We start from the raw sequence: 18,418 nt of genomic DNA on the forward strand, positions 1-18,418 counted from the left end.
GCCCGAGTTCAGCGCCGGCGCGCGGCCTCGACCTCGGGCTGGCGCCACTGCGCCGCGGCGCGGTCGAGGACGCCGTTGACGTAGGTGTGGCCGTGCTCGGCGCCGAAGCGCTTGACGCCCTCGATGGCCTCGTTGATGACCACCCGGTACGGGACGTCCAGGCGGTGGACCAGCTCGTAGGCGGCGATGCGCAGCGCAGCGAGTTCGACCGCGTCCACCTGGGCGATGTCGCGGTCCAGGTACGGCGCCAGACCCGCGTCCAGCTCGCGGCGGTGCTCGATGACGCCGTTCACCAGGTCCTCGAAGTAGGCCAGGTCGGCGAGCTCGCGGGCCTGCTCGTGGGCGAACTGGGCGATCACCTCGCGGGCGCTGCCGCCGGACATGCCCCAGGCGTACATGGCCTGCAGCGCGCGCTTGCGGGCCCGCGAGCGGGTCACCGGGTCGATGCCGTCGTTGCGCCTGCGGTTGTTCATGCGTCGCCTCCGCGGAAGGCGTCCTGCGACAGCAGGTGCGCCATCTCGATCGCCGCCAGCGCGGCCTCCTCGCCCTTGTTGCCGTGGTTGCCGCCGGCGCGCGCCTCGGCGTCCTCGTGGCGCTCCACCGCCAGCACTCCGTTCATCACCGGCACGCCGTGGTCGAGCGCGACCCGCATCAGGCCCTCGCTGCAGCCGTCGGCGACCTGCTCGTAATGGCGCGTGTCGCCACGCACCACGCAGCCCAGGGCGATGATCGCCGCGTGCCGGCCGGCCACCGCCAACGCGCGCGCGGCGACCGGGATCTCCCAGGCGCCGGGCACGCGGACCACGTCCACGGCGTCCTCGTCGATGCCGTTGTCGGCAAGGGTCTGGCGCGCGCCCGCCACCAGGGTGTCGGTGATGCGCGGGTTCCAGCGGCTGGCGATGATCGCGTAGCGCGCGCCGGGCAGGCTGCGCAGGTCGCCTTCGAGATGGGCCATGGACTCGGTCGTTGCGGGGGAAGCGGCCAGTTTAGCGTGCGTGCACGGCCTCGACGTACTCGACCACTTCCAGCCCGAAGCCGGCGATGCCGACCTGCTTGCGCGGGGTGCCGATCACCTTGAGCCTGCCGAGCCCCAGGTCGGAGAGGATCTGGCTGCCGGCGCCGTTCCGGCGCCATTCGGTCAGGCCCTGCCCCGCGCCGGGGGTGAGTTCCGGGCCGGCGCCCTCGGCCTCCGACGGGTCGCGGCGGATCCGAGCCAGCAGCGCGTCGGCATCGGCGTGGTCGGCCAGCAGCACCAGCGCGCCCCGCCCTTCGGCGGCGATCTGCGCCAGCACGTCGCCGACCGCCGGGCCGAAGTCGGGCCGCCGCCAATGCAATGCGTCGGCCAGCGGGTTGTGCACGTGCACGCGCACCAGCGTCGGTGCAGCCGGGTCCGGGTCGCCGCGCAGCAGGGCGAAGTGCAGGCCGTGGCGCAGCAGGTCGCGGTAGGTGACCAGCCGGAACGGGCCGTGGTCGGTGTCGATGTCGCGTTCGTCGATGCGCTCGACAGTGTGCTCGGTTTCCAGCCGGTAGCGGATCAGCTGCTCGATCGAGCCGATCTTCAGGCCGTGTTCGGCGGCGAACTTCTCCAGCTCGGGCCGGCGCGCCATGGTGCCGTCGGGGTTGAGGATCTCCACCAGCACGCCGGCCGGCTCCATCCCGGCCAGCATCGCCAGGTCGGCGGCGGCCTCGGTGTGGCCCGCGCGGTTGAGCACGCCGCCCGGCTGGGCCTGCAGCGGGAAGATGTGGCCCGGCTGCACCACGTGCGCCGGCGAGGCGTCCGGCCGCACCGCGGTGCGGATGGTGTGGGCACGGTCGTAGGCGCTGATGCCGGTGGTCACCCCCTCGGCCGCCTCGATGCTGACGGTGAAGTTGGTGTGGTGCGGGGAGGTGTTGTCGCGGACCATCGGCGGCAGGCCCAGCTGGCACACCCGTTCGCGGGTGAGCGACAGGCAGACCAGGCCGCGGGCGTGGGTCACCATGAAGTTGATGTCGCTCGGCCGGACCAGCTCGGCGGCCATGATCAGGTCGCCCTCGTTCTCGCGGTCCTCGTCGTCGACGATCACGACCATGCGGCCGGCGCGGATCTCCTCGAGCAGTTCGGGGATGGTGGCGAAGCTCATGCTCGTTCTCCCAGCAGGCGCTCGACGTAGCGGGCGACCAGGTCGATTTCCAGGTTGACGGCGTCACCCGGGTTGGTGGTGGCGAAGGCGGTGTGCGCGACGGTGTGCGGCACCAGGGCGACCTCGAAGCCGCCGTCGTCCACCGCATTGACGGTCAGGCTGACGCCGTCGACGCAGATCGAGCCCTTGCGCGCGATGTAGCGCAACAGGTCCTTCGGGGCGGTGAAGCGCCAGCGCTGGGCGCGGGCGTCGGGGGTGACCGATTCGACCGAGCCGACGCCGTCCACGTGGCCGCTGACCAGGTGGCCGCCGAGCCGGTCGTCCGGCCGCATCGCCCGCTCCAGATTGACCGGCGCGCCGGCCTGCAGGCGGCCCAGGGTGGTCAGCGACAGGGTCTCGTTGGACGCGTCGGCGTCGAACCAGTCCTGACCGTGGTCGACCACGGTGAGGCAGACGCCATTGACGGCGATGCTCTCGCCCAGCTGGACGCGTTCGAACGGCAGCGTCCCGGTGGAGATGCGCAGGCGGACGTCGCCGCCGCGTGGCTCGCGCGTGGCCAGGCGGCCGACGCCTTCGATGATGCCGGTGAACATCAGCACGCCCCCCACCGGCAGCCGGGGCCGGTCGGGCGTGCGGGGTCGTAGTGGTACTGGGTCATGAAACGTTTCCCGCGTGGAAGCCAGCGAAAAACGCCCCAAGGCAGGGCACGCGTGCGCCGCCAAGGCGGGTGCGCGGGCCGTCTTCTTTCATCCGGACTGTGACCGTCGGCTCCGGACTTGGACCGGATCTGCTGACCCTCCGGGGATCCGGAGGCGCTCGCGGGCTTGCCGGGCGTGTTGCGCCGCGGCCTACCGCCGGTGGGGAGTTGCACCCCGCCCTGAAGACGTCGTGTGTGCCGACGAAGCCGGCGCGCAGAGTCTACCAGTGCGAATGCGGGCACTGATGGAACAGCGAGTCCGGAGTGCGCGCTCGAGGAGATCGATTCATAGTTGTAAGAAATTGGTTAAAATGAGCGGTCTGTCACGGAGTGGCAGCGCCGGCTTGGCCGGCTCCCCTGAAAACCAAAGGAAAAAGCATGAAGAAGTCCCTGATGCTCGCCGCGATCCTGGCCGGCGGCGCTCTCCCGGCCCACGCCGCTGACCTGAGCTACACCTGGATCGAGGGCGGGTACGCCCAGCTGAACATCGACGATGACTTCCTCGGTGACCCCGAAGGCAAGGGCGGGTACGTGCGCGGCTCCTATCAGCTCTCCTCCCAGGCGTACGTGTTCGGTGGGTACGCACGGGTGTCGGAGGACTACTCCTACGGCGGTGACCGGCTGGACGTGGACGTGGACGAGACCGAGCTGGGCTTCGGCTTCCGCATGGAGGCCGGCGACAACGTGGACTTCACCGCGGACATCGCCCTGGTGCGTCTCGGCGCCGACGCGGAAGTCCGGTTCGCCGATGGCGACCGCTTCGGACTGGATGACAGCACCAACGCCGGCCGCGTCACCGTCGGGCTGCGTGGCACCCCGTCGCCCCGCACCGAGGCGTGGATCAAGGGTGGCTACCTCGATGGAAGCGACCTGGACGGCGAGTTCGTCGGAACCCTGGGTGGCCAGTTCAAGTTCAACCCGACCTGGGGCCTGGTGGCGGAAGGCGAGGTGACGGGCGACTTCACCCGCTACTTCGCAGGTGTTCGCGCCAGCTTCTGATCCCGCGCGGCAATAGCCGTGCAGCGTGACCGAACGGCCCCGCCACGCGGGGCCGTTCGCGTTTCAGCCCTTGCCAGCGTCCCGCTGGCGGACCGGATGCATCAGCACCCGGATGTCCTCGCCGAGCTGGCGGGTGTCGACGATGTCCAGTTCCATCCGGTCGGCCATGCTCTGGATGTTGAGGCCGTCGAACAGCGGGCGCGCCTTCGAGCCCAGCAGCACCGGCGCCACGTACAGCAGCAGCTCGTCGACCAGGCCGGCCTCCAGGAACGCCGCGGCCAATGTGGCGCCCGACTCCACCTGCACCTCGTTGATCCCGCGTTCGGTCAGCAGGCGCAACACCTGGTGCAGGTCGAAGCGCCCGGCCTGCACCGGCGCGGTCGCCAGCTCGGCCTGGATGCCGCGGCTGAGCTTGGTGTTCGGCGCGTGGATGTAGAGCGTGGGGGCGTCGCCCTCGCGCACCCGTCCGCGGGCGATCGTCGCCAGGCCGGCATCCAGCACCACCCGCAGCGGCGGCACGAAGGGCGTGTCGTCGCCCAGCCGCACGGTGAGCTGCGGATCGTCCGCCAGCACGGTGCCGGCGCCGGTCAGGATCGCCCCGGAGCGCGCGCGCCAGTGCTGCACGTCCAGCCGCGAGGCCTCGCCACTGATCCACTTGGACTCGCCGCTGGCGAGCGCGCTGCGCCCGTCGATGCTGGTCGCCAGCTTCACCCGTACCCACGGGCGCCCGCGGACCATGCGCGAGAGATAGCCGCGGTTGAGCTCGCGGGCCTGCTTCTCCATCAGGCCGCTGGCGACCTCGATGCCGGCCGCGGCGAGCCGCTCGAATCCCGCGCCGTCGACCTTCGGGAACGGGTCGCGCATCGCCGCCACCACCCGCGACACGCCCGCGGCCACCAGCGCATCCGCGCAGGGTGGGGTGCTGCCGGTGTGGGCGCAGGGCTCCAGGGTCACGTAGGCGGTGGCGCCCTTCGCCCGGTCACCGGCCTCCCGTAGTGCGAGGGTCTCGGCATGCGCCTCGCCGGCGCGCTGGTGCCAGCCCTCCCCCACCACCTCCTCGCCGTGGGCCAGCACGCAGCCGACCATGGGATTGGGCCGGGTGGTGAAGGCGCCCCTCTCGGCGAGCCGCAGCGCGCGGGCCATGAGCAGATGGTCGGTCGCGCTGAAGGCCTCCGCGGAAGGCTCGCTCGGGGACGGCATCTTGCTTGGCGCGGGCGATGTGCTCAACGGTTCCTCCGGTTCAACGTTTCTTGCGGGCGGGCAATGCCCCGTCGTCGTCCAGCAGGGGAAGTTGCCCCTCCCCGGCGTTGTCGTTCTCCAGCCGGTCGATCTCCTCGCGGAAATCGGCCACGTCCTTGAAGTCGCGGTAGACCGAGGCGAAGCGCACGTAGCCCACGTGGTCGAGCTTGCGCAGTTCGCCCATGACGAACTCCCCCACCCGCATCGACGGCACCTCGCGCTCGGCGCTCATGCGCAACTGGTGCACGACCGCGCGCACCGCCGCCTCGACCTGCTCCTCGGCCACCGAGCGCTTCTGCAGCGCCCGGTCGAACCCGGCCCGCAACTTGCGCGCATCGAATGCCTCGCGGCGCCCATCGGACTTGATGATCGCCGGCAGCTTCAGCTCGATCGTCTCCATCGTGCTGAAGCGCTCCCCGCAGGCCTCGCAGACGCGCCGGCGCCGGATGGTGGCGCCGTCGTCGGACACGCGCGAATCGATGACCCGGGTGTCGGTGTGCTGGCAGAAGGGGCAGTGCATGGGGCGCGATCAGTCCGGGTCGAAGTCCAGCGGGACCATGAATGCCATCCGCGTGGGCTCGCCGCCGCAACGACCGGGCCGAAATGCCATGGTGCGGACGGTATCCTCCGCGGCGGCGCCGAACTCCACCGAAGTGGCACAGACCGCGCGTACCGACTCGAAGCGCCCGTCAGCCTCCAGGCGCACGAGCACGTGGGCACTGCCGGGCAGCTGCCGGCCCTCCAGCAGCGGATAGCCCGTGGCCGCAGGCATGTCCTCCATCGCAGGCGAGGTACACGTTCCGTCCGAGGTCCAGCCACGGGTGAGCGACTCGTACTCGGCGCTGGACACCAGCTGCACGCCGCCTCCGGTGCACGCGCCAGCCTGCTTGTCGTAGCGGACGCCCTCTGCCGCCGCGCCGCTGACCAGGCGCGCGGTCACCCGCTGCGCCCCTTCGGCAGGGGACGGCGGCGCACTTGCACACGCCGCCAGCAGCAGCGCGGCCCCCGATGCGACGAGCAGCCCCCGCCCCATCATCCGTAAACCGGGAACTTCCGGCACTGGGCGGTCACCTTCTCCCTCACCCGCTCGATCACCGCCTCGTCCTCCGGCGCATCCAGGACGTCGCACATCCAGTTGGCCAGGTCGACGCAGTCCTGCTCCCTGTAGCCGCGGGTCGTGACCGCCGGGGTGCCGATGCGCAGGCCGGAGGTGACGAAGGGCTTTTGCGGGTCGTTGGGGACCGAGTTCTTGTTCACGGTGATGTGGGCGCGGCCGAGGGCCTCCTCGGCGGCCTTGCCGGTGATCGACTTGCCGATCATGTCGACCAGCATCAGGTGGTTCTCGGTGCCGCCGGAGACGATCTTGTAGCCGCGCTCGATGATGGTCTTCGCCATGGCCTGGGCGTTCTTCACCACCTGCTGCTGGTAGGCCTTGAACTCCGGCTCCAGCGCTTCCTTGAAGGCGACCGCCTTGGCGGCGATCACGTGCATCAGCGGGCCGCCCTGGATGCCCGGGAACACGATCGACTGCAGCTTCTTGACCAGTTCGTCGGAGGGGTCCTTGGCCACGATGATGCCGCCGCGCGGGCCGCGCAGGGTCTTGTGGGTGGTCGAGGTGACCACGTGCGCGTGCGGCAGCGGATTCGGGTAGACCCCGGCGGCGACCAGGCCGGCGACATGGGCCATGTCGACGAAGAAGATCGCACCGACCGAGTCGGCGATCTGGCGCATGCGCGCCCAGTCGATCACCTGCGAGTAGGCGCTGAAGCCTGCGACCAGCATCTTCGGCTTGTGCTCGGTGGCCAGGCGCTGGACCTCGTCGTAGTCGATCAGCCCCTCTTCGGTCACGCCGTACTGGACGGCATTGAACAGCTTGCCGGAGATGTTGACCTTCGCGCCGTGGGTGAGGTGCCCGCCGTGGGCCAGGCTCATGCCCAGGATGGTGTCGCCCGGGCCCAGCAGCGACAGGTAGACCGCCTGGTTGGCCTGGCTGCCCGAGTGCGGTTGGACGTTGGCGTAGTCGGCACCGAACAGCTGCTTGAGCCGGTCGATGGCCAGCTGCTCGGCCACGTCCACGTGCTCGCAGCCGCCGTAGTAGCGCTTGCCCGGGTAGCCCTCGGCGTACTTGTTGGTCAGCACGCTGCCCTGCGCCTCCATGACCCGCGGGCTGGCGTAGTTCTCCGACGCGATCAGCTCGACGTGGTCTTCCTGGCGCCGGGCCTCGGCGGCGATGGCCTGGGCCAGTTCGGGGTCGAAACTCTCAATGCTTGCATCGCGCGGGAACATCGGGGGGCTCCGGGTCTTGGGGGTTCGGGCAAGTGTAGCCCGGGGGCGGGGAGTGGGCGGACGGGTACGGGAGCGGAGGGCGGAAACAGAAGTCCGGCAGTAACTGAATGCGCGGGCCGCGGCGGCTGCAGGGCGGCGGCGGATCGACGATAATGGCCGGCTATCGGATCACCTGACGCCCGGCCCCTGCACCGCAGGCCGCCGGGCGCACCCCTGCGGAGCCGCCATGTCGCAATACATCTACACGATGAACGGTGTCAGCAAGACCGTTCCGCCCAAGCGCCAGATCATCAAGGACATCTCGCTGTCCTTCTTCCCGGGGGCCAAGATCGGCCTGCTGGGCCTGAACGGCTCGGGCAAGTCCACCGTGCTGCGGATCATGGCCGGCGTGGACACCGACTTCTCCGGCGAGGCGCGTCCGCAGCCGGGCATCAAGGTCGGCTACCTGGCCCAGGAGCCCGAGCTCAACCCCGAGCACACCGTCCGCCAGGCGGTCGAGGAAGGCGTGGGCGAGGTGCTGCAGGCCCAGGCCCGGCTCGAGGAGGTCTACGCGGCCTACGCCGAGGAAGACGCCGACTTCGACGCGCTGGCCAAGGAGCAGGAGCGCCTGGAGGCGATCCTCGCCGCCGGCGACGCGCACACCCTGGAGAACCAGCTGGAAGTGGCCGCCGACGCGCTGCGCCTGCCGCCGTGGGACGCCGTGATCGGCAACCTGTCCGGTGGCGAGAAGCGCCGCGTCGCGCTGTGCCGCCTGCTGCTGCAGAAGCCCGACATGCTGCTGCTCGACGAGCCCACCAACCACCTGGACGCCGAGTCGGTCGAGTGGCTGGAGCAGTTCCTGGCCCGCTACACCGGCACCGTGGTGGCAGTCACCCATGACCGCTACTTCCTCGACAACGCCGCCGAGTGGATCCTCGAGCTCGACCGCGGCCGCGGCATCCCGTGGAAGGGCAACTACACCGAGTGGCTGGTGCAGAAGGAAGACCGCCTCAAGCGCGAGGAGAACCAGGAGAAGGCGCGCCAGAAGGCGATCCAGAAGGAGCTGGAGTGGGCGCGGTCCAACGCCAAGGGCGGCCGCTCCAAGGGCAAGGCGCGCCTGGCCCGGATCGAGGAGCTGCAGTCGGTCGACTACCAGAAGCGCAACGAGACCAACGAGATCTTCATCCCGCCGGGCGAGCGCCTGGGCAACTCGGTAATGGAGTTCAAGAACGTCAGCAAGCGCTTCGGCGACCGGCTGCTGATCGATGACCTGAGCTTCATCGTGCCGCCGGGCGCCATCGTCGGCATCATCGGCCCCAACGGCGCCGGCAAGTCGACCCTGTTCAAGATGATCACCGGCGAGGAGAAGCCCGACTCGGGCGAGATCATCACCGGCCCGACCGTGCAGCTGGCCTACGTCGACCAGAGCCGCGACGCCCTGGAGGGCGACAAGACGGTGTGGGAAGAGGTGTCGGGCGGGCTGGACATCCTCAACATCAATGGCACCGAGATCCAGTCGCGCCAGTACATCGGCCGCTTCAACTTCAAGGGCCAGGACCAGCAGAAGCGCGTGGGCAGCCTGTCGGGCGGTGAGCGCGGCCGGCTGCACATGGCCAAGACCCTGCTGCAGGGCGGCAACGTGCTGCTGCTCGACGAACCGTCCAACGACCTGGACGTCGAGACCCTGCGCGCGCTGGAAGACGCGCTGCTGGAGTTCCCGGGCAACGCGTTCGTGATCAGCCATGACCGCTGGTTCCTGGACCGCATCGCCACCCACATCCTCGCCTTCGAGGGCGACTCGCACGTGGAGTTTTTCCAGGGCAACTACCGCGAGTACGAGGAAGACAAGAAGCGCCGCCTGGGCGACGACGCCGGCCCGAAGCGCCTGCGGTTCAAGGCACTGAAGTAAGGGAACGGGGTTATTCCACGTATCCGTGGGGGGGCCCCGCGCCCACGCCGGTCGCGGGTCAGTCGTACTCGATCGTGAAGGTGGCCCGGGCACTGGCCCGGCCCGGCCGTACCTTGCCCGCGGTCGTCTGGATGTAACGCGCGCGCAGGGGCAGCTCGAATGTCTGCGTCCCCGGCCGGGTGCGACCGAGCGGGAGGCCTTGTCCGAACATCACCGGCGTTTCGCTCGGCCCGTCCGTCCGGACCACTTCCACCCCGATTCGGGTGGCGGACTGCGGCCCGGCATCGATCTCCAGCACGCCGGGGTGGGACGGCACGACGGCGGTACTGTCCAGGCGTACGGAGATATCGTCCTGCTGGCTGGCGACGTTGCTGCCCTGGCAGGTGAGGCGGATGGCGAAATCGCGGGCGTCCGCGCGGCTGCCCGCGCCCGTGAAGCGGCTGCTGGGCACCTGGCCGAAGTCCACCACGATGTTCTTGCTGCCGGCATCCACCTTGCAGGTCGGGTAGACGATCGTGGTGCCGCGGCCCTTGAAGGTCGAGGTGAGCACCGGACGCCCGGGTTCGCCTTCGACGTAGTAGGTGGTGAACGGCCCGTTGGTGGCGATGGGGCCGGAGCCGGTTTGGGCTGCTGTCTTGACCAGCTCGACGGTGAACTGGCCTCCGTCCAGCCTGTACCACCGTGTGCTGAACCACCCGCCGTTGAGCTGGAAATCGTGGGGGTAGTAGGTCGCCACGGAGCTGCCGCGCCGGAAGACCCGGATGCCAACGCCGACGACTTGCGTGGGGTACACGTTGTCGAAGCCGGTGGGGCCCCCGTTCTGCGCGGCCTGCAGATAGCGTCCCAGGGCCGTGCCGGAGCTGAAGCTGGTGCAATAGATCGCGTTCTCCCGCTCGTTGATCGGAACCTCGATCCGCTTGATCACCGCGCCGACGGGCAGTTCCGGCGGGATCACCACCTGGCCCATGTCCATCTGCACGTCCTGGGCCACGAACCCTGGTGCCACGCCGCACCACGCCGAGGCATCCGGCACCGCGATCAGCAGCGCCGCGGCGAGGACGCCGCAGGCAAGCAGTCCGCCAGGCCGGGACCGGCCATTCATTGGTCTCATCGGCACGCGGCCTCCAGTCGGGTAAATGCAACGGGCACCTCGCCGTCGCGCACCGGCTCGTCGTAATCAATCCGGCATTGTCCTGCGGCGCCTTCGCTCCACTGCACGAGCAGGCTGCCGGCGTCGTCCTCCGTGCGCACGTACGCCAGTCCGCCCTGTCCCACCATGCCGAGCACCTGGCCGGCGTCATCGAGCACCCGCGCACCGAACGGCAGCGGCTCGCCCGATGGGCGCGACGCATGGATCAGCAGCGCGCGGCCGTGTCGAGTCTCGAAACGCAGGCGACTGATTGCACCTGCATACGGGGCGATCGTCGCACTGGTGCTCTGCAGTTCGATGTCGTGCGGCATGTCGTACGGATCCAGGGTGACGGTGTTGAGCCGGTACGGCGAGACGTACGGCACCAGTGCGAAACCGTTACCGTCCACCTGCACGCCGGGCGCGTTCTGTACCCGCGCACCTGCTGCGCCGGGCGCCTGGACCAGCACCATGGTGTCGCCCCGCTGCGGCGCGAAGGTGGCGCCGCCGGAATGGACCACCACCGTGCCCGAGACCCCCGCCGTAGCCTGGCGGTAATCGGAGGCATGGCTGTAGGAGCCGCTCAGCGCTGCCACGGGGCTGCGGTAGTCGGCCGTCCCCGAGACGCTGGTACCGCCCTCCCGCGTGTCCGACACCGCGACCCCGTAATTGAAGGCGTAATCGGGTCCCGCCGAGCCGGTGATGCCGAGGCGGCTGCTCTGCCGGCCATCGCTCCCCGTCCCGAGATCGCCGGTGAGCGAGACTGGATTGACCGAGCGCCCCAGCGGCACACTGAAGCTGAGCAGGTATTGCGTGTCCGCGCCGCCATCGGGTTCGAAGCTGCGCACGGCGGAGACCCCGTAGTTCAGGCGCCTCCATGCGTTGTTGTAGCCGAACTGGAACTGGCGGGCGCTGTCGCGGCCACCCCAGAACTCGCGCACCGAACCGGTCAGGTACAGCGCGCCCCGGCCCTGTCCGAGCGGCTGGTTCAGGGTCAGCTGGAACTGGCTGCGCTGGCGCAGCAGCTGGTCGGGACCGACGCCGCGCCGGGCGAGATCGCGTGCGAGGATCGCGTCCTGCAGCCCGAGGAAATCGCGGGTGGAATACCGGTACGCGGCCAGCGCGATGTTGGTCCCGGTGGCGCCGACCAGCTGGCTGTAGCCCAGGCGTACGCTGCGCCCGCTGCGGCGCTCCGCCCCGTCCAGCGACGCGCGAGCGTGGATCACGTCCAGTGCGAACGCCCCCACCGGCGTGGACACGCCGGCGCCGTACAGCACCGATGCGTAGTCCTCGCTGCCCGCGGCGCCGCCGTACAGCGTGAGCCGGTTGGCGATGCCGCGCTGGTAGGTGGCCTGCGCGACGGCCGGCGGGTCGAGGAGGTCCGGGTTGCGCGCACGGCCGACGGTGATCGCATAGCGCGAACTGCCGGGCCGGAGCATCTGCGCGACCGAGCCATAAGGCACGTTGAAGTTGCGGCGGCGTCCGTCCGCCTCCACCACCGTCACTTCCAGGTCCCCGCCGTACCCCGTGGGGTAGAGGTCGTCGATGACGAAGCTGCCCGGGGCCACGGAAACCGAGTGGATCAGCTGGCCGTTCTGGCGGATCTCCACCCGGGCGCTGGTCTCGGCGATGCCGCGCACGACCGGGGCGTAACCGCGCAGCGAGTCGGGCAGCATCCGATCATCACTCACCAGGCTGACGCCGCGGTAGGCGATCGAGTCGAACAGCTCGCCGCTGGTGTGGGCATCGCCCAGCGTCAGAACCCCACGCAGCGACGGCAGCGGGCGCCGCAGGTAGGTGGCGATGTTCTCCCAGTCGCTGCCATCGCCTTCCGACCAGGACAGGCTGGCGTCGTGGCGCAGCTGCCAGCCGGCCAGGTTGAGGCCGCTGTTGAGGCCCAGGTATGCGCTACGGCTGTCCCGCGAGGCGCCATCATGGCGGCTGCGGCTGTCCATGGCGCTCAACTGGTAGCCGACGTAGCCGGCGCTGATGCCCGGGTCCCACAACGCCGGGCTGACGTAGCCACGCGGCGTGCGGCGCATGAAGGCCTGGGGAATGTCCAGGTCGTAGCGGAGGTCGGCCGGGTCGAACCGCGCCCGTGCGTCCGGGATCCAGTCCTCCACCCGACGGCAGGCCTCGCCCTCGCCGGCGACGTCCAGCACCGCGCCCGAGTCGGCCCCGAGCTCCTCCAGCACGGTCAGGCTGAGGCACGCGGACGCCCGGCCGTCTTCGGCGGCGCTGAATTCCAGGTCCCGCCGCCCGTTCCAGCGGCCATTGACGTAGACGTCCACGCGATACATGCCCGCCACCACGGGGTTGCCGCGGGCAAACGCGGACAGGTCGATCCGGGCGGCGGCACCCGACAGGAAGGCGGGATTGAAGCGCGCGGGTTCAGGCGCATCGGCGGCGTCGGCATCGCCGGCCGGACCGGACGCCATCGCCGGTGCCGCCAGCGCCAGCGCAACGCCGGCCGCCACCGCCCAGCGGGGAAGCAGGCACCGCGGTGCCCGCCCTGCCCTTCGACGGGAAAGGCTGCTGCTCGTCAGGTCCTCCAAGCCGCCCCCCACGACTGAACCAGTCAGTTCACGGCTCCACCGCCGAGGTGTACTCGACGCGCCCGCCGTAATCGTTGACCGTGGTGAATGCCACCTGCCCGACCGGACCATCCACCGGCCAACGGGCCGATTCCCCCGGCGCCAGCATCCGGCCCTTGTCTTCCAGGGTCTGCAGTCCGGTGCCGTCGGCGCTGCGCGCCTGCAGCCCGACCACGGTGACGTGGAACGGCGTCGGGTTGGTGACCTGCAGCACCGCCGCGCCACCGGTCCATTGCAGCGCTTCCGGTGCTTCGTTGGCCGTGCCGGGCAGCCCCTGCGGCCGGTAGAACAGCTTGACGCGGGAGCGGAAGGCGACCTGCAGGTAGTTCTGCTCCGCGCCGGCATCCGGCGCCGGCGGCACCTCCAGCACGTTGAGCCAGTACACCGATTCGCGATCCGGCGGCAGCGGCTCGCCGGCAAAGATGATGCGCAGCGCCTGCCCACGACCCGGCTCGATCCGGCTGATCGGCGGGGTGATCACGAAGGGTGCGGCGCTGTCTTCCGGCGCCTGGTCGGGATCACCGCTGTCGATCCACGCCTGCACCAGCGCCGGGCTGTCGCCGGTATTGGTCAGCTGCACGGTGACCTCGCGCGACTGCGCCGGATAGACCACCCGGGTGCCGTTGATGATCACGCCCGCCATCGCCGGCAGGCTGCAGGTGAGCAGGAGCGTTGCGGCGAGCAACGCCCGGGCGAGGAAAGGCTTCATCGAGTGCCGTCCAGCGTCGCACCGGGCGGCACGCTGTCCTTGAACAGCGCGCTGCCCGGCATCGCGGGTCAGTTGTAGATGACCGTGTAGCTGATGCTGGTGGCGACATCACCCGCGGTGGCTGCGCCGGTGGCGTAGTACTCGGCGGCGTAGTCGAGGCTCGCCGCGCCATCGCTGGCCACGGACACCCACTGGGAGTTGGCCTGCGCGGTGCCGGAAGCCTGCACCGGGATCGGCTGGCCGTTGTCGCCCAGCAGCTGGACCTGGACGTTGCCGGCCGTGCCCTGGTTGTTCAGGCGGCCACTGGCGTTGTCGACAGTGGATCCGGGCTCGAAGTAGGTGGCGACCTGGCCGGCCGGGCAGTTCGCCAGGGTGATCGCGAACCCGGTGCGGCCGGCGGTCTGGCCCGCCGCGGACAGCGCGCTGCTGGCGACCGTTGGCAGGTTGACGGTGAAGTCGGCGCCGCCCGGAGTGGTGATCGAGCAGGTCTGTGCGGTGACTTCGCCGTTGAAGGTGATGGTGCCGTCGGCAGCGAAGGCCGACATCGGGATCGCCGCGGCGATGGTAAGCATGGTGGCCAGAGCGGTGGACTTGCGCATTCGGATTCCCCTGAGACGGATGTGGTGATTTCGATTCCGGCGAGGCCCATGGCTGCGTGCCGGCAGATCAATCGCGAACTGGGTCACGGTTCGCTCGGGCAAGCATCACACAAGAACCGTGCCAATTAATGAACACCGCCCTGCCTCCGCGCCAGTATTCCGTCACTGGCCGGGGTGACTTTCCACGGCACTATCCGACCCGGACCGGTGACGCAATCGGGCGGACTGCCAGGCGTCACACCCGTTGCGCGCTCCCCGTCACAGATTGATGGACACGCTCTCTAGCATCCCTCCGGCCGGCCGTAAGCCAGAACGACCGCCGGAGAGACTTGATGCGACGCATTGCACTGATGGCCTGCCTGCCCGTCCTTCTGGGGGCGCCCACGGCGGCGCTCGCCGACGGCGTGATCCGCTTCAGCGGGCGGATCGTCGAAGCTCCCTGCGCAATCCGCGTACCAGCGGACGGTCAATTCGCACTGACCGGTTGTCCGCTTTCCGCCGAAGGCTCGACCCTGACCATCGAAAGGTCGGGCCCCGGCGCCGGAGCACGGCTGGTAGACGTGGCGTCGGGCGCGGCGGCGGAGCGGCTTCCGGTCGCCGCTGCCGAGGTCGCGGTCGACCGGCGCAACTTCTCGTCCCACTACCGGATCGAACCGGCGACGCCCGGCTCCACCGACGCCTACCTGGTCAGCCTCGACTATCTCTGAGCTGCCGGTGCCGCGATAATGGCGCGGCCAGTCGGACGGGGTAGATGATGGACTTCATGCAGGCACTGAGGCGGCGCTGGGCGGACGTGGACTCCCTCGTCTGCGTGGGCCTGGACCCCGAGCCCTCCCGCTTTCCGCACCGCTTCGCGGGCGACGACGACGCGGTGTTCCGGTTCTGCCGCGACATCGTCGATGCGACGGCGGCGCACGCATGTGCATTCAAGCCGCAGATCGCGCACTTCGCCGCCCTGGGCGCCGAGGCATCGCTTGAACGGCTGATCGCCCATGTCCATGAGGTGCATCCCGGGATCCCGGTGATCCTGGACTCCAAGCGCGGCGACATCGGCAGCACGGCCCGGTACTACGCCACCGAGGCCTTCGGCCGCTACGGCGCCGACGCCGTCACAGCCAACCCGTACCTGGGCCGGGACTCGGTGCAGCCGTTCCTGGATCACGCCGACCGTGGCGTGGTGATCCTGTGCCGGACCTCCAACCCCGGCGCCGGCGACCTGCAGGACCTGCCGGTCGACGACGGCAAGCCGCTGTACCAGCACGTCGCGGCAAAGATTGCCGGCGAATGGAACGGCAACGGCAACTGCGCGCTGGTGGTCGGCGCGACCTGGCCGGAACAGCTGCGCGAGGTGCGTGCGATCGTCGGCAACATGCCGCTGCTGGTGCCGGGTGTCGGCGCACAGGGCGGCGATGTCGAGGCGGTGGTGTCGAACGCCAAGAGCGCCGACGGCTCTGGGCTGGTGATCAGCTCGTCGCGGGCGATCCTGTATGCGTCGTCCGGCGATGACTACGCGGACGCGGCAGCTCGTGCGGCACGCGATCTGCGGGATTCCATCAACCGGTACCGGTGAGGTTCGGCGCAATGCGCCGGGCCGGCAATCCACGGCACACCCCCAGGATGATGCGATGTCCCTGAGCGAGCGCCTGTTCCGCCTCCAGCAACACGGCACCAGCGTGCGCACCGAGGTGCTCGCCGGGCTGACGACCTTCCTGACGATGTCCTACATCGTCTTCGTCAATCCGGAGATCCTTGGCAGCACCGGCATGGACCCCGGCGCGGTGTTCGTCGCCACCTGCCTGGCCGCCGCGCTCGGCTCGCTGGTGATGGCGCTGGTCGCCAACTTCCCGGTGGGCATGGCGCCGGGGATGGGGCTGAACGCCTTCTTCGCCTTCACCGTGGTCGGCGCCGCCGGCTACCCGTGGCAGCAGGCGCTGGCCGCCGTCTTCATTTCCGGGCTGATCTTCCTGGCCCTGTCGCTGACCGGCGTGCGCGCGTGGCTGGTGGCCGGCATCCCGGCGTCGCTGCGCTCGGCGATCGTGGCCGGCATCGGCCTGTTCCTGGCGATCATCGCGCTGCAGAAGTCCGGCGTGATCGTGGCCAGTCCCGATACGCTGGTGACCCTGGGGCCGATGGATTCGGCCGGGCCGCTGCTGGCGCTCGGCGGTTTCCTGCTGATCGCGGTGCTGGAGGCCCGTCGCGTCCGCGGCGCGATCCTGCTCGGCATCCTCGCGGTCACCGGCGCTGCCCTGCTGCTGGGGGAGGTCGGCTTCCAGGGCATCGTGTCCCTGCCCCCGAGCCTGGCGCCCACGTTCCTGCAGCTCGACCTGCCCGGCCTGCTCCACCACGACGGCGGCGCCCCCATGGCGGTGCTGCTGCAGGTGGTCCTGGTGTTCGTGCTGGTCGAGGTCTTCGACGCCACCGGCGTTCTGTACGGCGTCGCCAGCCGCGCCGGACTGATGGAACTGCCCGACGGCCGCAAGCGCTTCGGCCGCGCCCTGCTTGCCGACAGCAGCGCGATCATCGCCGGCTCGGTGCTCGGCACCAGCAGCACCACCGCGTACGCCGAGAGCGCCTCCGGCGTCCAGGCCGGCGGCCGCACGGGCCTGACCGCGCTGGTGGTCGCGGCGATGTTCCTGCTCGCCCTGCTGTTCTCGCCGCTGGCCGGGATGGTCCCCGGCTACGCCACCGCCCCGGCCCTGCTGTTCGTCGCCGGCCTGATGCTGCGCGAGCTGGTGGACGTGGAGTGGCCGGACATCACCGAATCGGTGCCGGCCGCGCTGTGCGCGCTGGCGATGCCCTTCACCTACTCGATCGCGAACGGGCTGGCGTTCGGCTTCATCTCCTACGCGGTGCTGAAGGCGGGCACGGGGCGCTGGCGGGAGGTGCACCCGGCGGTTTGGGTGGTCGCCGGGCTCTTCATCCTCCGGTACGTACTGGAGTGACCGGGACTGGATCCCCGCGTGCGCGGGGATGACGGTTAGTCGACCTGGAATACCTGCCGGAGGTAGGCGAGGTAGCCCGGGTCGTCGCACATCGTCTTGCCCGGCGAATCGCTCAGCTTGGCCACCGGCTGCCCGTTGCAGCGGACCATCTTCATCACGATGCTCAGCGGCGGCACGCCCAGGTCGTTGGTCAGGTTGGTGCCGATGCCGAAGGACATCCGCGCCCGGCCGCGGAAGCGGGCGTAGAGCTGCATCACCCGGTCCACGTCCAGGCTGTCGCTGAAGACCAGCACCTTGGTGCGCGGGTCGATGTTGTAGCCGCGCAGGTGCTCGATCAGGCGTTCGCCCCATTCGAACGGGTCACCGGAGTCGTGGCGCATGCCGTCGAAGAGCTTGCAGAAGTACAGGTCGAAGTCGCGCAGGAAGGCGTCCAGGCCGATCACGTCGGTCAGCGCGATGCCCAGGTCGCCGCGGTACTCGCGGGCCCAGGTGTCGAAGGCGGCGACCTGGGAGTCGCGCAGGCGCGGACCGAGGGCCTGGAACGCCTGCAGCCACTCGTGCGCCATCGTGCCCTGGGGATTGAGGCCATGGCGGCGGGCCAGGTCGACGTTGCTGGTGCCGGCGAACTTTTCGCCCAGTTCCGCGGCCAGCATCCCGACCACCTCGCCGTGCCATTCGCGCGAGTAGCGGCGGCGGGTGCCGAAGTCGGTGATGCGGCAGTCCTCGTAGCCGACCGCGTCGCGCAGGCGGGCGGCCTTTTCGCGCAGGCGGCGCAGGCCCTCGGCGCGGGTGCCCTCGCCCGCCACGCCGCGCATGTGGACCTCGCTGATGATGGCCAGCAGCGGGACCTCGAACAGGATCGTGTGCAACCAAGGGCCGGTGACCTCCAGCTCGATGCCCCCGGGCTCGTCGGCGGACGGGCGCAGCGCCAGGTACTTGCGATCCAGATGGAACAGCCCGAGGAAGTCGACGAAGTCGGGCTTGAGGAAGCGCAGGCCGCGCAGGTACTCCAGCTCGCCGGGGGTGAAGCGCAGCGCGCACAGCGCGTCGATCTCGGCGGAGATCGCGTCGAGGTCGCGCGCCAGGTCGACGCCAGGGGTGCGGCAGCGGAACCGGTACTGGGCGTGTGCGCCGGGGTGCTGGTGCAGCACCGCCTGCATCATCGTCAGCTTGTACAGGTCGGTGTCGAGAAGGGATTCGATGACCGGCATCGGGA

General features: G+C 70.1%; 18 protein-coding genes and 1 riboswitch. Of the genes, 5 read left to right on the forward strand and 13 right to left on the reverse strand.

Going from position 1 to position 18,418, the window contains the following annotated elements:
- Nucleotides 1-8: 8 nt before the first annotated feature.
- From nusB to G545_RS0112535, 4 genes are read right to left on the reverse strand one after another with little or no spacing between them, the layout of a single operon-like run.
- On the reverse strand, nucleotides 9-473 hold the full coding sequence (gene nusB / locus G545_RS0112520; RefSeq protein WP_027070674.1) for a transcription antitermination factor NusB: 465 nt from the start codon (nucleotides 471-473) through the stop codon (nucleotides 9-11).
- Nucleotides 470-955, reverse strand: coding sequence for a 6,7-dimethyl-8-ribityllumazine synthase (gene ribH / locus G545_RS0112525; protein WP_027070675.1), 486 nt, complete (start codon nucleotides 953-955; stop codon nucleotides 470-472). The genes nusB and ribH overlap by 4 nt, the downstream gene beginning before the upstream one ends.
- Nucleotides 956-986: 31 nt before the next feature.
- Nucleotides 987-2,120: a 3,4-dihydroxy-2-butanone-4-phosphate synthase gene (ribB, locus tag G545_RS0112530; protein WP_027070676.1), complete on the reverse strand. Its 1,134-nt coding sequence runs from the start codon at nucleotides 2,118-2,120 to the stop codon at nucleotides 987-989.
- Entirely contained in the window at nucleotides 2,117-2,713 is a 597-nt protein-coding gene (locus tag G545_RS0112535) for a riboflavin synthase (protein WP_027070677.1), read from the reverse strand. Before G545_RS0112535 ends, ribB begins: the two co-directional genes overlap by 4 nt.
- A gap of 141 nt (nucleotides 2,714-2,854) precedes the next feature.
- Nucleotides 2,855-3,009: riboswitch (FMN riboswitch) on the reverse strand.
- Nucleotides 3,010-3,195: 186 nt separating this feature from the next.
- Here G545_RS0112535 and G545_RS0112540 point away from each other — a divergent pair.
- Nucleotides 3,196-3,816: a hypothetical protein gene (locus G545_RS0112540; protein WP_027070678.1), complete on the forward strand. Its 621-nt coding sequence runs from the start codon at nucleotides 3,196-3,198 to the stop codon at nucleotides 3,814-3,816.
- Nucleotides 3,817-3,879: 63 nt separating this feature from the next.
- Here G545_RS0112540 and ribD read toward each other — a convergent pair whose 3' ends face one another.
- Genes ribD through glyA form a run of 4 tightly spaced genes read right to left on the reverse strand, consistent with a single transcriptional unit; the run spans nucleotide 3,880 to nucleotide 7,341 of the window.
- Complete coding sequence (gene ribD, locus G545_RS0112545; RefSeq protein WP_027070679.1) at nucleotides 3,880-5,016, reverse strand: bifunctional diaminohydroxyphosphoribosylaminopyrimidine deaminase/5-amino-6-(5-phosphoribosylamino)uracil reductase RibD; 1,137 nt, start codon at nucleotides 5,014-5,016, stop codon at nucleotides 3,880-3,882.
- A gap of 40 nt (nucleotides 5,017-5,056) precedes the next feature.
- The gene (gene nrdR, locus G545_RS0112550; RefSeq protein ID WP_027070680.1) at nucleotides 5,057-5,575 is read right to left on the reverse strand and encodes a transcriptional regulator NrdR; all 519 of its coding nucleotides are present in this window, start codon (nucleotides 5,573-5,575) and stop codon (nucleotides 5,057-5,059) included.
- A 9-nt stretch (nucleotides 5,576-5,584) separates the two neighbouring features.
- The gene (locus G545_RS0112555) at nucleotides 5,585-6,091 is read right to left on the reverse strand and encodes an energy transducer TonB family protein (RefSeq protein ID WP_154656597.1); all 507 of its coding nucleotides are present in this window, start codon (nucleotides 6,089-6,091) and stop codon (nucleotides 5,585-5,587) included.
- Entirely contained in the window at nucleotides 6,088-7,341 is a 1,254-nt protein-coding gene (glyA, locus tag G545_RS0112560; RefSeq protein ID WP_027070682.1) for a serine hydroxymethyltransferase, read from the reverse strand. The genes G545_RS0112555 and glyA overlap by 4 nt, the downstream gene beginning before the upstream one ends.
- Nucleotides 7,342-7,567: 226 nt before the next feature.
- On the opposite strand from glyA, the gene ettA reads away from it, so the two are divergent.
- Complete coding sequence (ettA, locus tag G545_RS0112565; protein WP_027070683.1) at nucleotides 7,568-9,229, forward strand: energy-dependent translational throttle protein EttA; 1,662 nt, start codon at nucleotides 7,568-7,570, stop codon at nucleotides 9,227-9,229.
- Between the two features lie 58 nt (nucleotides 9,230-9,287).
- Here the strand turns inward: ettA and G545_RS0112570 are convergent, their stop codons facing one another.
- The 4 genes from G545_RS0112570 to G545_RS0112585 form a co-directional block, all read right to left on the reverse strand.
- Entirely contained in the window at nucleotides 9,288-10,331 is a 1,044-nt protein-coding gene (locus G545_RS0112570) for a fimbrial protein (RefSeq protein WP_036136411.1), read from the reverse strand.
- A gap of 5 nt (nucleotides 10,332-10,336) precedes the next feature.
- On the reverse strand, nucleotides 10,337-12,835 hold the full coding sequence (locus G545_RS14765; RefSeq protein ID WP_052106600.1) for a fimbria/pilus outer membrane usher protein: 2,499 nt from the start codon (nucleotides 12,833-12,835) through the stop codon (nucleotides 10,337-10,339).
- 106 nt (nucleotides 12,836-12,941) lie between these two features.
- The gene (locus tag G545_RS0112580; RefSeq protein WP_027070685.1) at nucleotides 12,942-13,661 is read right to left on the reverse strand and encodes a fimbrial biogenesis chaperone; all 720 of its coding nucleotides are present in this window, start codon (nucleotides 13,659-13,661) and stop codon (nucleotides 12,942-12,944) included.
- 68 nt (nucleotides 13,662-13,729) lie between these two features.
- The gene (locus G545_RS0112585; RefSeq protein ID WP_027070686.1) at nucleotides 13,730-14,260 is read right to left on the reverse strand and encodes a fimbrial protein; all 531 of its coding nucleotides are present in this window, start codon (nucleotides 14,258-14,260) and stop codon (nucleotides 13,730-13,732) included.
- A gap of 332 nt (nucleotides 14,261-14,592) precedes the next feature.
- On the opposite strand from G545_RS0112585, the gene G545_RS0112590 reads away from it, so the two are divergent.
- The 3 genes from G545_RS0112590 to G545_RS0112600 are packed head-to-tail and all read left to right on the forward strand — an operon-like array spanning nucleotide 14,593 to nucleotide 17,202.
- Nucleotides 14,593-14,967, forward strand: a complete 375-nt coding sequence (locus tag G545_RS0112590; protein ID WP_154656598.1) for a fimbrial protein — start codon at nucleotides 14,593-14,595, stop codon at nucleotides 14,965-14,967.
- Between the two features lie 47 nt (nucleotides 14,968-15,014).
- On the forward strand, nucleotides 15,015-15,830 hold the full coding sequence (pyrF, locus tag G545_RS0112595) for an orotidine-5'-phosphate decarboxylase (RefSeq protein WP_027070688.1): 816 nt from the start codon (nucleotides 15,015-15,017) through the stop codon (nucleotides 15,828-15,830).
- 55 nt (nucleotides 15,831-15,885) lie between these two features.
- Nucleotides 15,886-17,202, forward strand: coding sequence for an NCS2 family permease (locus tag G545_RS0112600; protein ID WP_027070689.1), 1,317 nt, complete (start codon nucleotides 15,886-15,888; stop codon nucleotides 17,200-17,202).
- A gap of 35 nt (nucleotides 17,203-17,237) precedes the next feature.
- Here G545_RS0112600 and pncB read toward each other — a convergent pair whose 3' ends face one another.
- Entirely contained in the window at nucleotides 17,238-18,413 is a 1,176-nt protein-coding gene (pncB, locus tag G545_RS0112605) for a nicotinate phosphoribosyltransferase (RefSeq protein WP_027070690.1), read from the reverse strand.
- Nucleotides 18,414-18,418: the final 5 nt, after the last annotated feature.

It is taken from the genome of Lysobacter defluvii IMMIB APB-9 = DSM 18482 (assembly GCF_000423325.1).
Classification (GTDB): Bacteria; Pseudomonadota; Gammaproteobacteria; order Xanthomonadales; family Xanthomonadaceae; genus Novilysobacter; species Novilysobacter defluvii.

Bases quoted from the DNA above. Each gene is read 5' to 3' on its own strand.
- ribH (WP_027070675.1), bottom strand. From the start codon at position 955: ATGGCCCATCTCGAAGGCGACCTGCGCAGCCTGCCCGGCGCGCGCTAC.
- nusB (WP_027070674.1), bottom strand. From the start codon at position 473: ATGAACAACCGCAGGCGCAACGACGGCATCGACCCGGTGACCCGCTCG.
- ribB (WP_027070676.1), bottom strand. From the start codon at position 2,120: ATGAGCTTCGCCACCATCCCCGAACTGCTCGAGGAGATCCGCGCCGGC.
- G545_RS0112540 (WP_027070678.1), top strand. From the start codon at position 3,196: ATGAAGAAGTCCCTGATGCTCGCCGCGATCCTGGCCGGCGGCGCTCTC.
- glyA (WP_027070682.1), bottom strand. From the start codon at position 7,341: ATGTTCCCGCGCGATGCAAGCATTGAGAGTTTCGACCCCGAACTGGCC.
- G545_RS0112590 (WP_154656598.1), top strand. From the start codon at position 14,593: ATGCGACGCATTGCACTGATGGCCTGCCTGCCCGTCCTTCTGGGGGCG.
- G545_RS0112585 (WP_027070686.1), bottom strand. From the start codon at position 14,260: ATGCGCAAGTCCACCGCTCTGGCCACCATGCTTACCATCGCCGCGGCG.
- G545_RS0112600 (WP_027070689.1), top strand. From the start codon at position 15,886: ATGTCCCTGAGCGAGCGCCTGTTCCGCCTCCAGCAACACGGCACCAGC.
- pyrF (WP_027070688.1), top strand. From the start codon at position 15,015: ATGGACTTCATGCAGGCACTGAGGCGGCGCTGGGCGGACGTGGACTCC.
- G545_RS0112580 (WP_027070685.1), bottom strand. From the start codon at position 13,661: ATGAAGCCTTTCCTCGCCCGGGCGTTGCTCGCCGCAACGCTCCTGCTC.
- pncB (WP_027070690.1), bottom strand. From the start codon at position 18,413: ATGCCGGTCATCGAATCCCTTCTCGACACCGACCTGTACAAGCTGACG.
- G545_RS0112535 (WP_027070677.1), bottom strand. From the start codon at position 2,713: ATGTTCACCGGCATCATCGAAGGCGTCGGCCGCCTGGCCACGCGCGAG.
- G545_RS0112555 (WP_154656597.1), bottom strand. From the start codon at position 6,091: ATGATGGGGCGGGGGCTGCTCGTCGCATCGGGGGCCGCGCTGCTGCTG.
- G545_RS0112570 (WP_036136411.1), bottom strand. From the start codon at position 10,331: ATGAATGGCCGGTCCCGGCCTGGCGGACTGCTTGCCTGCGGCGTCCTC.
- nrdR (WP_027070680.1), bottom strand. From the start codon at position 5,575: ATGCACTGCCCCTTCTGCCAGCACACCGACACCCGGGTCATCGATTCG.
- ettA (WP_027070683.1), top strand. From the start codon at position 7,568: ATGTCGCAATACATCTACACGATGAACGGTGTCAGCAAGACCGTTCCG.
- ribD (WP_027070679.1), bottom strand. From the start codon at position 5,016: ATGCCGTCCCCGAGCGAGCCTTCCGCGGAGGCCTTCAGCGCGACCGAC.